At 64.5% G+C, this 15407-nt stretch carries 14 protein-coding genes; 10 read left to right on the top strand and 4 right to left on the bottom strand.

Translation table 11 applies throughout. The features are described 5' to 3' along the window. Nucleotides 1-4 precede the first annotated feature (4 nt). The 4 genes from plsY (at nt 5) to B9N97_RS19945 (ending at nt 5827) form a co-directional block, all read left to right on the top strand. Nucleotides 5-604, top strand: a complete 600-nt coding sequence (plsY, locus tag B9N97_RS19930) for a glycerol-3-phosphate 1-O-acyltransferase PlsY (RefSeq protein ID WP_085089489.1) — start codon at nt 5-7, stop codon at nt 602-604. 550 nt (nt 605-1154) lie between these two features. Continuing rightward, nucleotides 1155-3164, top strand: coding sequence for a methyl-accepting chemotaxis protein (locus B9N97_RS19935; protein ID WP_085089490.1), 2010 nt, complete (start codon nt 1155-1157; stop codon nt 3162-3164). A gap of 250 nt (nt 3165-3414) precedes the next feature. After that, nucleotides 3415-5367 (top strand): acetoacetate--CoA ligase, encoded by a 1953-nt coding sequence (locus B9N97_RS19940; RefSeq protein WP_085090673.1) that lies wholly within the window; start codon nt 3415-3417, stop codon nt 5365-5367. 1 nt (nt 5368) lies between these two features. Beyond that, complete coding sequence (locus B9N97_RS19945; protein WP_085089491.1) at nt 5369-5827, top strand: hypothetical protein; 459 nt, start codon at nt 5369-5371, stop codon at nt 5825-5827. Between the two features lie 50 nt (nt 5828-5877). Here B9N97_RS19945 and B9N97_RS19950 read toward each other — a convergent pair whose 3' ends face one another. Then, nucleotides 5878-6870 carry a TerC family protein gene (locus B9N97_RS19950; RefSeq protein WP_085089492.1) on the bottom strand — a complete coding sequence of 331 codons (993 nt, stop codon included), beginning with the start codon at nt 6868-6870 and terminating at the stop codon, nt 5878-5880. Nucleotides 6871-7305: 435 nt separating this feature from the next. Here B9N97_RS19950 and B9N97_RS19955 point away from each other — a divergent pair, with 435 nt between their 5' ends. From B9N97_RS19955 to B9N97_RS19970, 4 genes are all read left to right on the top strand, one after another. After that, complete coding sequence (locus B9N97_RS19955; RefSeq protein ID WP_012974184.1) at nt 7306-7581, top strand: HU family DNA-binding protein; 276 nt, start codon at nt 7306-7308, stop codon at nt 7579-7581. A gap of 35 nt (nt 7582-7616) precedes the next feature. Continuing rightward, complete coding sequence (locus B9N97_RS19960; RefSeq protein ID WP_085089493.1) at nt 7617-8027, top strand: Ros/MucR family transcriptional regulator; 411 nt, start codon at nt 7617-7619, stop codon at nt 8025-8027. Nucleotides 8028-8749: 722 nt separating this feature from the next. After that, a complete protein-coding gene (gene rpoH, locus B9N97_RS19965; RefSeq protein ID WP_085089494.1) occupies nt 8750-9640 on the top strand; it encodes an RNA polymerase sigma factor RpoH in 891 nt (296 codons plus the stop codon). A 356-nt stretch (nt 9641-9996) separates the two neighbouring features. Beyond that, nucleotides 9997-11343, top strand: coding sequence for a globin-coupled sensor protein (locus tag B9N97_RS19970; RefSeq protein WP_085089495.1), 1347 nt, complete (start codon nt 9997-9999; stop codon nt 11341-11343). Nucleotides 11344-11442: 99 nt separating this feature from the next. Here B9N97_RS19970 and B9N97_RS35715 read toward each other — a convergent pair whose 3' ends face one another. After that, nucleotides 11443-11613, bottom strand: a complete 171-nt coding sequence (locus B9N97_RS35715) for a hypothetical protein (RefSeq protein WP_158282444.1) — start codon at nt 11611-11613, stop codon at nt 11443-11445. Nucleotides 11614-12002: 389 nt separating this feature from the next. On the opposite strand from B9N97_RS35715, the gene B9N97_RS19975 reads away from it, so the two are divergent. Then, complete coding sequence (locus B9N97_RS19975) at nt 12003-12647, top strand: GNAT family N-acetyltransferase (RefSeq protein WP_085089496.1); 645 nt, start codon at nt 12003-12005, stop codon at nt 12645-12647. A gap of 3 nt (nt 12648-12650) precedes the next feature. Here B9N97_RS19975 and B9N97_RS19980 read toward each other — a convergent pair whose 3' ends face one another. Then, the gene (locus B9N97_RS19980; RefSeq protein ID WP_085089497.1) at nt 12651-13139 is read right to left on the bottom strand and encodes a hypothetical protein; all 489 of its coding nucleotides are present in this window, start codon (nt 13137-13139) and stop codon (nt 12651-12653) included. A 187-nt stretch (nt 13140-13326) separates the two neighbouring features. On the opposite strand from B9N97_RS19980, the gene B9N97_RS19985 reads away from it, so the two are divergent. Continuing rightward, nucleotides 13327-14496: an alpha/beta hydrolase gene (locus B9N97_RS19985; protein WP_085089498.1), complete on the top strand. Its 1170-nt coding sequence runs from the start codon at nt 13327-13329 to the stop codon at nt 14494-14496. A 41-nt stretch (nt 14497-14537) separates the two neighbouring features. Here B9N97_RS19985 and B9N97_RS19990 read toward each other — a convergent pair whose 3' ends face one another. Next, nucleotides 14538-15401, bottom strand: coding sequence for an alpha/beta fold hydrolase (locus B9N97_RS19990; protein WP_143266786.1), 864 nt, complete (start codon nt 15399-15401; stop codon nt 14538-14540). Nucleotides 15402-15407 lie beyond the last annotated feature (6 nt).

Raw genomic sequence — 15407 nt, forward strand, 5'->3', positions numbered from 1 at the left:
TCCGGTGCCGATCCTCCTGTTCGCCGCCCTGCTGGGCTACCTGCTGGGCTCGATCCCCTTCGGGTTGGTGCTGACCCGGATGGCCGGTCTGGGCGACATCCGCCAGATCGGCTCCGGCAACATTGGCGCCACAAATGTGCTCCGCACCGGCAACAAGCCGCTGGCACTGGCAACCCTGCTGCTCGACAGCGGTAAGGGCGCCATCGCCGCGTTGCTGGCGCAGTGGCTGGCCGGGCCGGAGGCGGCGGTGCTGGCCGCCGGCGGCGCCATGCTGGGCCACAGCTTCCCGATTTGGCTGGGCTTCAAGGGCGGCAAGGGAGTCGCCACGGCGATCGGCGTTCTGCTGGCGGTGTGCTGGCCGGTCGGGCTGCTCGCCTGCCTCACCTGGATCGTCATGGCGGCGCTGTTTCGCATCTCCTCGCTGTCGGCACTGACGGCACTGGGCATCAGCCCGCTGACCGGCTGGTATTTCGGCGGACCGCTGGTCGGTGGCCCCTGCCTGTTCATCGCGGCGCTGGTCTTCATCCGCCACGAAGCGAACATCCGGCGCCTGCTGAAAGGCGAGGAGCCGAAGATCGGCGCCGGCAAGAAGAAGGCCGCCTGAGCGGTCACCCCAAGCCTCCAGTTCTTCAATGGAATTCGTTACGAAGCCGGGGCGGTTTGATCCGCCCCGGCTTTTTCATTATTCGGTTGGGTCCAGCAAGGCGCTCCACATGGTGATCAGGCTTGCATGCCTTCATACCGGAAGGCAGCAAAATGCCACGTCTTCGCTTCCCTCTGACAGTTAATCTAGGGGTGCGTGATATACTAGCATGCCACCACAATTAGCACTTATCGGATATCCTTATAGGCGTATGCATCCCGCTGACCATCATATTTTTGTCAAAGACATCAGGGAGCATGAGTTTTCCTTGAATATAATATCAAGTATTTCCGGTTCGTTGGCTTCTATATTCAAGTTATAATTTAGATTTCTGGTCTAAACATTCGGCCTTCCAATTGGGCGATCAGGGTTATTACCCATGAAAACCGGCAAATTGGGTACCTTTCTTTAAATTCGCCTTAACGATCGACCGACATACTTCAGTATTCAATGGGGGCGCCACGATCTGTGAGCCGGCCCCCAGCATACGAACGATAGAGGACGCGGAGTCATGTTGGGCGCATTGAAAATTCGGGCGCGGGTATACGCCGGCTTTGGCGTCGTGGTGCTGCTTCTTGTCATGCTTGGAGTGGTGTCCTTGCGTTCGGCACAGAACTCAAACAGCAGCCTGAACGACTTTGCAGACCAGGGCCTGATCGTCGAGCGGATCCATAAAGTCGACTTGGCCGTCTTGCGCGCCCGCATGGCATTCCTGCGTTACATGGCCACGGGTAAGGTCGAAAACACCAACGCCATCTTTTCCGAGATGGCCAATGCTGAGCGTGAATTGGCTGAAACCCGGCCGATGATGCCGAACGATGCCGACCGCCGCGCCCTCGACGAGGAATCCAGCAAATTGCAGGCCTACGTCGCCGCGGTCCGCGATTACCTGACCCGGCGCAGCGAGCTTGAACGTCTGACCAAAGAGATCGTCTACGACGCGGGGTCGAACCTGCGCGCCCAACTCGTGGAGATGCGCACCGCCGAAGAGAGCACCGACCACTATTCCACCATCGGCACTCTCAGCAAGCTGAGCGAGGCTGTGTGGACCACGCGCATCCTGGCTTTCCGCCTGCTGGCCGGCGACAAGGAATATGGCTTCGACCGAGTTGCCGAACGGCTGAACCAAGCCTCCGACGCGGTGAAGGAACTGGCCAGCCTGCCGATGGCCGATGGGCAGGAACCGCGGATCGCCGCCGTGCGCACGCTGCTCGCCAGTCTCGCCACCGGCATGAAGGCGATCGAGGGGCATCTGGCGGGGATGGACGAGATCGTCAATGCACGTCTCAGCCCGATCGGAAACGCCATCGCCAAACAACTGCAGGAGATCCGCGAACCCGTGTCCGCCGGCCAAACCGAATTGCGCAAGAGCGCGATCGAGACGACGGAAATGGCTGAGACGCTCAGCACTGTCCTCACCCCCTTGGCCGCCGCACTTGCCATCATCCTGGCCTGGATGATCGGCCGCAGCGTCGCCAATCCGGTGATTGCGATGACGTCCGCCATGGGCCGGCTGGCGAAGGGAGACCTTTCCGTCGACATTCCGGCCGCCGGTCGCCGTGACGAGATCGGCGCCATGGCGTCGGCCGTCCAGGTGTTCCGCGATACCATGATCCAGACCCGCCGCATGGAGCAGGAGGCGAAGGAGGCGGAGACGCGCGCCGCAGAACAGCGCCGGGCCGCCATGCTTAAGATGGCCGACACCTTCGAAGGCAGCGTTCAGGGCATCGTGGAGACGGTCGCTTCTGCTGCGACGGAAATGCAAGGCACCGCCGGCGCCATGTCCGTCACCGCCGATCAGACCAGCGCCCAGGCAACCGCCGTGGCCGCCGCGGCTGAACAGGCCTCCGCCAACGTGCAGACCGTTGCCGCAGCAACCGAGGAACTGTCCGCCTCCATCGCTGAAATCGGCAGGCAGGTCACCGCCTCTACCCGTGTCGCCGCCCAGGCAGTGGAGGATGCACGCCGCACCGGTCAGGCCATTGAGGGGCTGGTGCAGGCCGCCCAGCAGATCGAGCAGGTGGTTGTCCTCATCAACTCCATCGCCGGGCAAACCAACCTGCTGGCCCTCAACGCGACCATCGAGGCCGCCCGTGCCGGCGAAGCCGGCAAGGGCTTCGCCGTCGTCGCCAGCGAGGTGAAGCAGCTCGCCAACCAGACGGCGCGCGCGACCGAAGACATCCAGATCAAGGTGAAGGAAATCCAATCGGCCACGGCCGGAGCGCAGAGCGCCATCACCGGGATCGCCAGCACCATCGACCAGATCAGCGACATTTCGACGGGCATTGCCGCCGCCATCGAGGAACAGAACGCGGCGACCGGCGATATCGCCAGCAATGTGGCCCAGGCCGCCCACGGAACCGGCGACGTGTCGTCCAATATCCTGGGCGTCAATCAGGCGGCGTCCGAGACCGGTTCCGCCGCCGGACAGGTTCTCCACGCGGCCGGCGATCTCGCCCGCGATGCAGAAAAGCTGCGCCGAGAGGTGCAGAACTTCGTGGCGACGATCCGGGCCGCTTGATCCGGCGATCGGCGGTCGGACCAGGGGGCGGGGAGGAGATTCCCCGCCCTATCTGTTTGCAGTCCTCTGATTCCGTTGGCATTCCCCTGCCCTTGCGCCTGCCCGCCCTATCCCATTTCGTCCACCCGGGCAAAGACAACCGGGGCGGCCATGCGCTATGCTGCACGGCAATCCGGGGCACGAACAAGCAACCCGGCAGGTGAGCCGGCGGCTGGCGCCGGCGGACAACGAGACGCTGAGGGAACCGAGAATGGACACTCCGCTGTGGAGCCCGAGTGAGGAGCGCATTGCGCAGGCCAACCTGACCGCTTTCCGCGAGGCGGCGAATGCGCGATTCGGACTGCGGCTGGACGATTACGACGCGCTCTACAACTGGTCGATCGCAGAGAAGGAACGGTTCTGGCGCTTCCTGTGGGAGTGGGCCGGGCTGACCGGCGACCTCGGCAGCGTCGATCTGCTGGACGGCGACAAGATGCCGGGCGCCCGCTGGTTCCCCGAAGCGAACCTCAGCTATGCCGAGAATCTTCTGGCCGGCGCACCGGACGACAACGCCGTCATCTTCTGGGGCGAGGACAAGGTCAAGTATCGCTGGAGCGGGGCGGAACTGAAAGCCACCGTCTCCCGCCTGCAGCAGGCGCTGAAGGCCAAGGGCGTCGGCAAGGGCGACCGCGTCGCCGCTATCATGCCGAACATGCCGGAAACGTTGGCGGCGATGATCGCCACCACCAGCCTGGGCGCGGTCTGGTCCTCCTGCTCGCCCGACTTCGGCATCCAGGGCATCACCGACCGGTTCGGCCAGATCGAGCCGAAGGTGGTCTTCGCCCCCGACGCCTACTGGTACAACGGCAAGAGCCACGACGTGCGTGCCAAGGTGGCCGAAGTCCTGAAGGAACTGCCGACCGTCGTCGCCACCGTCATCATTCCCTATGTCGACAAGGCGCCCGACCTGTCGATGATTCCGGGTGCGGTCGGCTTCCACGACTTCATGGCGCCCCACCCGGCGGCCGAGCCGACCTTCGAACGGGTCGCCTTCGACCATCCGCTGTTCATCCTCTACTCCTCCGGCACCACCGGAAAGCCGAAATGCATCGTCCACGGCACAGGCGGCACCATCCTTCAGCATGTGAAGGAGCACCGGCTGCATTGCGACCTGAAGCCCGGCGATCGTCTGTTCTACTTCACCACCTGCGGCTGGATGATGTGGAACTGGCTGGTGACCGGGCTAGCCAGCGGCACGACGCTGGTCCTCTATGACGGCTCGCCCTTCGCGCCCACCGGCAATATCCTGTTCGACTATGCCGATACGGAGCGGATCACGCTGTTCGGCACCTCGGCCAAATTCATCCAGTCGCTGGAGAAGTCGGGGCTGGAACCGATGAAGACCCATTCGCTGGCCAGCGTCCGCACCCTGACCTCCACCGGCTCGCCGCTGATGCCGGAGAATTTCGAGTTCGTCTATCGCGCCATCAAGCAGGACATCCATCTCGCCTCGATCAGCGGCGGCACCGACATCATGTCCTGCTTCGTGCTGGGCAACCCGATCTCCCCGGTGTGGAAGGGAGAGATCCAGACGCGCGGCCTCGGCATGGCGGTCGAGGCCTTCGACGACAACGGGCATGCCGTGCGCGGCGAGAAGGGCGAACTGGTCTGCACCCGTCCCTTCCCCAGCATGCCCATCGGCTTCTGGGCCGATCCCGACGGGTCGAAATACCGCTCTGCCTATTTCGACCGCTTTCCCAATGTCTGGGTCCATGGCGACTTCATCGAGCAGACCGAGCATGGCGGCTGGGTGATCTACGGCCGCTCCGACGCGGTGCTGAACCCCGGCGGCGTACGCATCGGCACCGCGGAGATCTACCGCCAGGTCGAACAGCTGCCGGAAATCATGGAGGCGGTCTGCATCGGCCAGGAATGGGATGGCGACGTCCGTGTCGTTCTGTTCGTCGTCCTGCGCGAGGGCCTGAAGCTGGACGAGGCTCTCGCCGGCACCATCCGCAAGCGGATCAAGGACAACTGCTCCCCCCGCCATGTCCCGGCGAAGATCGTGCAGGTCACCGACATCCCGCGCACCCGCTCCGGCAAAATCACCGAACTGGCGGTGCGCGACGCCGTCCACGGCCGGCCGATCAAGAACACGGAGGCGCTGTCCAACCCGCAGGCGCTCGACGAGTTCCGCGAGCGGACGGAACTGAGCGGGGCGTAAGGTGCCGTCGCCGCTGTTCCTCGACCTCGACGGTGTGCTTGCCGATTTTGACCGCGGCGTCGTCGCGGTCACCGGCAAGCGACCGGAACAGCTGCCGATGAAGGAGATGTGGCGGGCCTTGTCCCGCCACTCCGACTTCTTCGGCACGCTGGACTTCATGCATGACGCGCAGGAGCTCTGGGCTTTCTGTGCGCCGCACCGGCCGACCATCCTGACCGGTCTGCCGCTGGGCAGTTGGGCGCCGGAGCAGAAGAAGCGCTGGGTTGCCCATATGCTTGGGGCCGAGGTGCCGGTCATCACCTGCATGGCCCGCGACAAGGCCCGTTACGCCAGTCCCGGTGCCATCCTGGTCGACGACCGCGAGAAGGCCCGCAATCCGTGGGAGGCGGCCGGTGGCCGTTTCATCCTCCACCGCAGCGCGGAGGAGAGCATCGCCGAACTGGCGAAGCTGGGGTTCTGAACATGACGAGGGGCGGCACTTGCGCCGCCCCCCCGTTTCGACGGACCCGTTTACTCGGCAGCCGCGGTCTTGGTCTCGCGGCTGGTCTTCCACAGCGATACCACCACGCCGCCGCCGATCAGGGCAAAGGTGACGCCCAGCGCGATCAGCGGGTCGGGCTTCCCGAAGAACTGCGTGTAGAAAATCTTGCCGCCGATGAACACCAGCACCAGAGCCAGGGCGTATTTCAGATAACGAAAACGATGGACCATCGCAGCCAGGGCGAAATACAGGGCGCGCAGGCCCAGGATGGCGAAGATGTTGCTGGTGTAGACCAGATACGGATCGGTGGTGATGGCGAAGATCGCCGGCACGCTGTCCACCGCGAAGACCAGATCGGCCAGTTCCACCATGATCAGCGCCAGCAGCAACGGCGTCGCCGTCCAGCGCATGACACCGCTGTCGCCCACCGGCTGTTTGACGATGAAGTGATGGCCATGGAAACGGTCGGTCACACGGATGTGACGCTTCAGAAACCGCAGCGCCGCATTGTCGCCGATGTTGGTTTCCTCGTCCTTGGCGAACAGCATCTTGATGCCGGTCAACAGCAGGAAGGCGCCGAAGACGTAGAGGATCCAGTGGAATTCCGACACCAGAGCGGCGCCGGCGCCGATCATCAGGCCACGCAGCACGATGACGCCCAGGATGCCCCAGAACAGCACACGGTGCTGCAATTCGCGAGGCACGGCGAAATAGCTGAAGATCAGCGATATGACGAAGACATTGTCCAGTGACAGGCTCTTCTCGACGAAGAAGCCCGTGTAGTACTGCAACCCGGCCTCGCCGCCCATCGACCACCAGACCCAGCCGCCGAACAGCATGGCGACCGCGATATAGAAGGCCGAGAGCTTCAGGCTTTCACCGACGCCGATCACGTGGTCACGCCGGTTGAGAACGCCCAAGTCCAGAACCAGAAGCGTCAGGACGATCCCAACGAAGACGAGCCAAATCCAAACCGGTTTTCCCAGAAATTCCAGGAAAATCGTTGCAAACAAACCATCCATCGCAAAACCCACTTGATGACGCTGCGTGAGCGGTGAGATCAAGCGGTTCCGACATCACGACCGACGCCTCGGCCGTCAGAGGGGCCCGGACCCGAACTTCCTCGCAGATGGTGTTGCCGCGCCGCGGGTCAAGATGGCGGCAAACAGCGATGAGGCGGCGAAAGCAAAAACACCGCACCGCGTCTTCCGCTGGCCTTTGCGAGTCGCGCCATGGGCAGTGTCGGGATGCCGTCCGCATTGCGGAAATCTGCGGCCGAAGGGCCGGGAACGGCATCGGGACTCGGCGCTTGATGCAATGCCGCCACAGATGGCGAAGAAATGACGGGCAAGAAAAACACCGACGGTTGCCCAATCTGTGTTCGCTCTTGTGCGGATGGTGCCGTTCTGCCAATAACTCCGAAAAACCGAAACCAAACCGAACAAATGGAGTTTTGCATGAACCAGGCCGAGCTGATCGAAACCGTCGCCACCAACGCCGGCATCAAGAAGGCCGACGCGGCCAAGGTCGTTCAGGCTGTGTTCGAGGGCATCTCCGGCGCGCTGGGTCGCGGCGAAGATGTGCGGCTGGCCGGTTTCGGCATCTTCGAGGTGGCCGAGCGCGCCGCCCGTGAAGGCCGCAACCCCCGCACCGGCGAAGTCGTGGCGATTGCCGCCTCCAAGGCTCCGAAGTTCAAGCCGGCCAAGCAGCTGCGCGATCTGGTGAACGGCTGATCCGCCCGCAACCACGTCCCAGGGGGAGCGCAGCCATGTCCATCGATCAAACTGAACTGCAATCGCTGACCGCCAGGGTCGTCGCCGCCTATGTCGGCAACAACTCGGTGCCGGTTCAGGATCTGCCCACGCTGATCAACAGCGTCCAGGCGGCCTTCCGCAATCTGGGCGACGACAAGCCGGCTCCGGCCAAGGCCGAACTGGTCCCGGCGGTCGCGATCAAGAAGTCGGTCACGCCGGAATTCATCGTCTGCCTGGAAGACGGGAAGAAGCTGAAGATGCTGAAGCGGCATCTGAAGACCGTCTATGACATGACGCCGGACGAATATCGCGCCAAGTGGGGACTGCCGCCGGAATACCCGATGGTGGCCCCGAATTACGCCAAGGCGCGTTCGGAAATGGCGACCAAGCTCGGGCTTGGTCGCAAGCGTGCGGCGGCCGAATAACGGCTCAGGCCCACCGCTGTCGAGAAAGGCGCGTCCCCGGGCGCGCCTTTTTCTTTGTCCGCGACCTTCCTCCGCTCCGCCCAATGAGCCGTCACGCGGGCTACCCCGTTCCCGCTCGCCGTCCTATGACCAATGTTCAGGTAGCGAAGCGCCTCGGCCTTCCCATCTAGGGTTCCGGTAGGGTTCATGGGCCGCAGAGGGGCCTATCACCTTTCTCGCCGCAGAGGCACAGTCGCCTCCCGCTATGCCTGTCGACCGGTGGCCCACCTGCCGCCGATCCACTTCGCAGCTGCGGCATGACGTTGGCATATCAGGGGCGGCTTGCCCGGATCGATGCCAGCCGATTGGAAGGGTGACACCCGCCCGAAAGGCACCTCGCCGAAGGTCTTGGGTCATAGGATTGCCTCCTCCCCCAGACTGCCGGTGCGGGTGGAAGAAGAGCTTGGGTATACGCCGAAAAACACCCGGAACACGCCCTTTACAGGGTTGATCCGCCGCATTTCCGCGGCCACATTAACATTGTCGAAAGGACGCAGTTCCTTGAGACACCGGGCAAAATACGAACCCCACAACAAACCAAAACCAGCCAGAGCCGAAGCGACGGACGATATTCCTGCGTCCGCCGATGGACAATCGCCTCTAAGGCGACCCCGCCATGGGCCCCGACATGGGCCGGCCTTAAAACCGGCCGTCCCAGGAAGCGTTGGAGAGGAGGCATTCGCGTGCTGAAGAAACTGCTGACCGGTGAAAACGCCAGCCTGACCCGCTACATCGAGGAGTCCAAGCGCTTCCCCATCCTTGCGCCGGACGTCGAACGCGACCTCGCCATCGCCTGGCGGGAGCGCGGAAGTCCGCAGGCCCTGGAACAGCTCGTGGGCAGCCACCTCCGCCTCGTCATCAAGATCGCCCGCGGCTTCGGCGGCTACGGCCTGCCGCTCGTCGATCTGGTCGCCGAAGGCAATGTCGGCCTGATGCAGGCAGCCCAGAAATTCGATCCGCAGCGCGGCTTCCGTTTCGCCACCTACGCCACTTGGTGGATCCGCGCCGCAATCCAGGAATACATTCTGCACAGCTGGTCGCTGGTCAAAATGGGCACCACCGCCGCGCAGAAGAAGCTGTTCTTCAACCTGCGCCGCCTGAAGAGCCAGATGGCCGAACTGGAACAGGGCGACCTGTCGCCGGAAACCGTGGCCACCATCGCCGCCGAACTGGACGTGCCGGAGACCGAGGTGGTGGAAATGAACCGCCGTCTGGCCGCCAACGACAGCTCGCTCGACGCCACCCTGTCGACCGACGGCGAGACCAACTGGCTTGAACTGCTGGCCGACGATCGCCCCACCCAGGACACCATGCTGGCCGACGCCGACGAACTGGCGCTGCGCCGCCGGCTGGTCGGGCAGGCGCTGGACCGGCTGGACGCCCGTGAACGCCGCATCCTGTTCGAACGCCGGCTGAAGGACGATCCGTCCACGCTGGAAGCGCTCAGCCAGCAGTTTTCGGTGTCACGCGAACGGGTCCGCCAGATCGAGGTGCGGGCCTTCGAAAAGCTGCAGAAGGCGGTGCTCAGCGCCGCGCAGGCCCTGCGCCGGCCGGCCACGCCGATGGTGGCCTGACCGATCCGATTGCCCCGTCAGGCGGACGCGATGCCGGACGGGGAATATGCGGAGCCGGCCAGCCGGCCGGCCGCCGCATCGTTGCCGCGGGCATTCCGCCCGCCAGTTGCCTCCAGACCTGTCACCTTCACGCCGGCGGCGCCCTTGGCCCGCCGGCATTTTCTTGCGTGGACAGGCTGTTGCGGGGTCCCCGTCGGTTGTCACATGTTTCGTTTGTTACTGCCTTTGCGTGTTGTGCGACAAAGTGACCGGTTCAAAGATGCGAATGCTTGCGCATGATGTGCGGCTCGCGGGAAAGATTGCATTTTCTCCAATACTTAGTACGCTAGTCATATCTCAAATGGGAGAGGGGCTCCATGTCGCACGCTGCCCAGACTCAATCGATCATTGATCGGATCACCTTCCTGCGCATCGACGAGGCGACGAAGGCGACGCTGCGGGAGTTCCAGCCCTATCTGGCGCAGCGCATCGATCAGATTCTCGAGGAATTCTACGGCTATCTCCGGTCGGTGCCGCAGGTGGCGCCGATGCTGGTCAATCCCGCGGTGACCGGCCGGGCGCGCGAGCTGCAGAAGCAGCACTGGCTGCGCAACGTCTTCACCGGCACATTCGACGAGGCTTATGTCAGCCAAGTCCTGAAGATCGGGCAGACGCACCAGCGCATCGGGCTCGAACCGCGCTGGTATACCGGCGCCTACTGCTTCACCCTGAACAAGCTGATCGAGCTGGCCGCCCAGATCCACCGCAAGAAGCCGGAAAAGCTGTCGCAGCTGCTCCAGGCCATCAACAAGGCGGTGTTCCTGGACATGGACCTCGCCACCTCGGTCTATATCGACCTGAACACCGCCGCGATCATCGCGCGGGAACTGGGCAGCACCGCCGACAGCTTCGAACGCGAGGTGAAGGGCGTGGTCCAGGCGGTGGCGAGCGCAGCCCAGCAGCTGCAGGGCACCGCCCAGGCGATGAGCCGTACCGCCGAAACGACGAGCGAGCAGTCGACCCAGGTCGCCGCCGCCGCGGAAGAGGCGTCCGTCAACATCCAGACCGTCGCCGCGGCGGCGGAGGAGCTGACCGCCTCGATCGGCGAGATCAGCCATCAGGTGACCCAGTCGGCCGCCATCGCCAATGCCGCGATGACGGAAGCCGAACGGACCAATGCCACGGTGCAGGGGCTTGCCGACGCCGCCAGCCGAATTGGTCAGGTGGTGAAGCTGATCCACGACATCGCCAGCCAGACCAACCTACTGGCGTTGAACGCCACCATCGAGGCGGCGCGCGCCGGCGAGGCCGGCAAGGGATTCGCGGTCGTGGCGAGCGAAGTGAAGAGCCTCGCCAACCAGACCGCCAAGGCGACGGAAGAGATCAACTCGCAGATCGGGGCCGTCCAGGGCGCGACCCAGGAAGCGGTCGGCGCCATCCGCTCCATCTCCGGCACAATCGCGCGAATCAACGAGATCTCCACCTCCATCGCCACCGCCATGGAGGAACAGGGTGCCGCCACGACCGAGATCGCCCGCAACGTCCAGCAGGCCTCGATCGGCACCCGCGAGGTCAGCGAGACCATCGTCGCGGTGAATGCGTCCGCCAACAGCGCCGGAGAAGAGGCCCGCGAGGTGCTGGAGGCGACCAACGAACTGTCGCGTCAGTCCAACACCCTGCGGACAGAGGTCGAACGCTTCCTTGCCCGCGTCCGCGCCGGCTGATCCCGTCCGCAGGTCTGCCAACGAAAAAGGCGCGTTCCACGGAACGCGCCTTTTTCATTTGAATGCGGTGAACCATCCAATCCGCCCTCGTAGGGCGGCTCACGGCATCGTGCGGACGACCAGATCGCTGACCGGAATATTTTCGGCCTGAGCGGCACGACGAACATCATCGGCGCTGCGCCAATGGCTGCGACCGCCCAGGCTGGTGAGAACACCGCCCCGCATCGCGACGAACAGACCCGTACGCCCCAGATTGACGATTCTCATCATGATTTCACCCCCGCCCGGTCTCGTGCATTTTAGCAAATTTATTTAGATGCTTTCTCTGGCAGAGAATATCTCTCTGCTCAAAAGAGGTATCAGCACCTGCCGTATCACGTCAATAAGACTTCCGTCATTCAACCCCATGACGATTTCATGGGTCACTCTTCATCCGAAAGCCTTAATCTTCATCCCACCACCGTCCTATATTGACTTGTATTCGTTTTATCCGAAAATTTTATATATTTTGCTACGTCCGTGAGATGGCTCCGCCTGTCCAAAAGCCTTATCCCGACAGCACCACGTGGGAACGAGCGCGTGCCGTGTAGGGTTGTCACCGAAAGCCGCTGTCCAATCGACGGCATGCAGCGGGGAAGAACCTGCGAGGCATCGGCATCATGGCAACTGCACACCGCCGCACCGGTCCTTACGGTACGGCCAACAACGACAGTCTTGGCACCGAGCCGGGAGAGAATGGCGGCAAGGGCACCATCCTTGCGCTGCCACTGACGATCCGTCCAGCAAGGCAGGAGGATTTGCCGACCCTGGAGTGGTATGGCCTGCACACACCCCATCGCGAGATCATAGCCGGCGCCTTCCGTCTGCAGGAACGCGGCGACGGCTCCATGTTGTTGGCCGACGTCAACGGCTTCCCCGCCGGGCAAATCTGCATCGACTTCCTGCGCAAGCGGCCGAGTGGCCGGGCCACGCTGTGGGCTTTGCGGGTGTTCCAGCCCTTCCGGGGCCTCGGCATCGGCGGCCGGCTGGTGCGGGAGGCCGAACAGGTGGTGATCCAGCGCGCAGTTCCGTATGCCGAATTGGGCGTCGACCGGGACAATGCCGGTGTCCTGCCCTTTTATGAGCGGCTGGGATACGAACATTGCGGCCGGGAACGCGGCCAGTTCCTCTACCACACGCCCGAAGGACGACTGGTCCGCGTCGCCATCGATCAATGGCTTCTGCACAAGCGAATGGCCGAAGGCGCTGAGCCCGCCACCGCGGGAGCCGACAACGGTCGTTGCCTGCGACTGGCGGGAGACTAACCGCTATTCCGCCGCCAGCGCCGCGCCGGCCGGAAGGGGCACCAGCCGGGACGCCCGCCTGCGCGGCAGGAAGATGCGGGCGCCATCCAGGATGTTGCCCAATTCGCCCATCGCATCGACCGCCATGCACAGCGCCACGGGCGGAAGCCAGCGGTCGAACAGTTGCGCCGCCACCTCCGCATCGCCGCCCTGGACCGCGGCCAGGGAATCCAGCAGGGCCGCCTCGTCGGCGCTGATGCGGCTGCAGGCCGGGCAGCGAATCTCCGGTCTGCGGGCCCCCGCCACCGCGAAAGTGCCGAGCAGCGCGAAGAGCGGCAGCAGCGCGGTGTTCGGCACGCCGGCCACATTCAGTCCGATGCGCATCGACGCCATCGCCCCGGCGGTGCCGGCGCGGAACCACTGGCGGACGCCTGTCAACAGAGCCCGTTCGGCCGTCGTCAGGTCCGTCACAGTCCAGGGCGACGGCCGCCCTTCTTCCATCGTCCCGCACATGCCGCAGCTCCTTCATCCGGTTGCAGGACCATCCTAGCGCCTCTTTCTTCTAATTGCGAGTCATTCTTATTTGCGTTCATGCCTGTGACAAAAATCGGGCGCCCGTGACAGCGGGAACGCCGGAAAGGTCGCGTTAACGAACCGCGGCAATCCTGAACCGACTCGCAGTACAGGGGGATCGGTGGGGATGATTCGGACACTACGGGGAGCTGTTCTCGGACTGGTGGCGGTGATCGGAATTGCTGTTGCGGCGGGCATGACGGTGGCCCATCCGGCGGCGGCCCAGATCGTTCTGAAATCCGCTTATGGGGAGACGTCGCTGGCCGGCCCAGCCAAGGCGCGCGGTGCGGTGGTGTGGAGCCACGGCCGGTCGGTGGATTCCGAGGATTCGGAGGCGCCCACCCCGCTCTACATGAAGGCGTTGCGCGATGCCGGCTGGGACGTCTACCGGTTGGACCGCATGCGCGTCAGCGACACGCTGCCCAACAGCTCCCGCGCGCTCGCCAGCTATTCGGAAGCGCTGAAGGCCAAGGGCTATCGCCGGGTCGCCCTGACCGGCCAATCCTTCGGCGCCTTCATCTCCCTGATCGCCGCCGGACAGACCAACGCCATCGACGCCGTCATCGCCACCGCCCCCGCAGCCTTCGGCAACTTCACCGAGGCCTTTGACAGTTATCGCGAGAACGCCGCCCAGCTCTGGCCGATCCTGCGCGGCGTTCGCCAGGCGCGGGTGATGATGTTCTTCTTCCATGGGGACGATTTCGATCCGGGCGGGCGCGCCGAGCCGGCCCGCAACATCCTGTCCCAACGCGGCCTGAGCAGCCTGATCGTCGACCAGCCGTCTCTGCTGACCGGCCATGGCGCCGCCAACACCGGCCTGTTCGTCCGCCGCTTCGGCGCCTGCATCGTCCGCTTCGCCGAAGAGCCGCCGACCCCGAACGACCCGCCCTGCGACGAATCCTGGGGCCGCAGCCCAAGCGCGGAACTGCTGCAGGCCGCCCTGCCCGCCAACGCGTCGGGCTCGGCCAAGGGCAACGACGCCACGGCGACGCTCCGCCCCTACATGGGCATGTGGTACGGCAGCTACATCAACGGCCGCGAGGTCGCACTGTCGGTGGAAAAAGCGGAGGGCGACGCCGTCTATGCCGATTATGTGCTGGGCGCCGGCATGGAAGCCGACCAGCCCTTCGAGCGGGTGCGCCGCAAGGGCCGGATCGAGAATGGCGAACTGGTCTTCGACGAGAAGGGCCGCAACATCCTGCGCTACCGCCTGCGCCCCGACGGCCGCGTTGCCGCGAGTTGGCTGGACAAGGACGGCCACGGACGGCTTGACACAGTGCTGCGCCGGGTGAACTGACATCCAGGGCGGCGGGAGTTCAGCCCGCCGCCCTCCCCTCCTCAGCCCTCTGCCAGGAAATTGCGGACGATGGCGATCTGCTCGTCCGTCATCAGCGACGGGGCGTGGCCGGTGTTGGGGAATTCCACCACCCGCACAAGACCGGACGCCCCCGGCCCGCGCGTCGCCATCCGCTCCGCCGTCTCGGCGCTCAACAGGTCCGAATCCGCGCCGCGCAGCACCAGCACCGGGCAGCGCACGCGGTCCCACAGCGCCCACAGGTCGACGTCGGCGATGGGTGCGGTCTTGAACGCCTCGCCGATGGCGGGATCATAGGCAAGACGGAAGCGGCCGTCGGGCAGCGGACGGGCGCTGTGCTCCGCCATATGGCGCCAGCATTCATCGCTGATCGTGCCGAAGCCCATCAGGACGAAGCGCAGGTAAGATTCCAGAGCCGGCAGATCCTCGAACACCGGGTCTTTGCCGACATAATCGGCGATCCGCTGCAATCCGGCCTGGGCGATGTAGGGCCCGACGTCGTTGATGACCATCCGGCGGATCGGACTTTTGGCCTGCGCCGCCAACGTCATGCCGATCAGCCCGCCCATCGAGGTGCCGACCCAGTCCACCGTCTCCACCCCCATGCGGGCGATCACCGCCGCCATGTCGGCGCAATATTGCGGATAGCCGTAGAGCGCCGGCACCGGCAGCCAATCGCTGCGCCCGCGTCCGACCACGTCCGGGCAGGCCACGCGCCAGCCATCGGCCAGCGCCAGTGCGAGCCGGTCGAAATCGCGGCCGTTGCGGGTCAGTCCATGGACGCACACTGCCGTCCGTGCGGCGTCGTCACGGCCCCACTGGGTATAGGCGATCTTGTGAAACCCGGCGGCGCTGAGGCCGAGCAGGCTGCGTTCGGACATCGGCACGGGCGG

The organism is Azospirillum oryzae, assembly GCF_900177515.1.
Lineage (GTDB): Bacteria > Pseudomonadota > Alphaproteobacteria > Azospirillales > Azospirillaceae > Azospirillum > Azospirillum oryzae_A.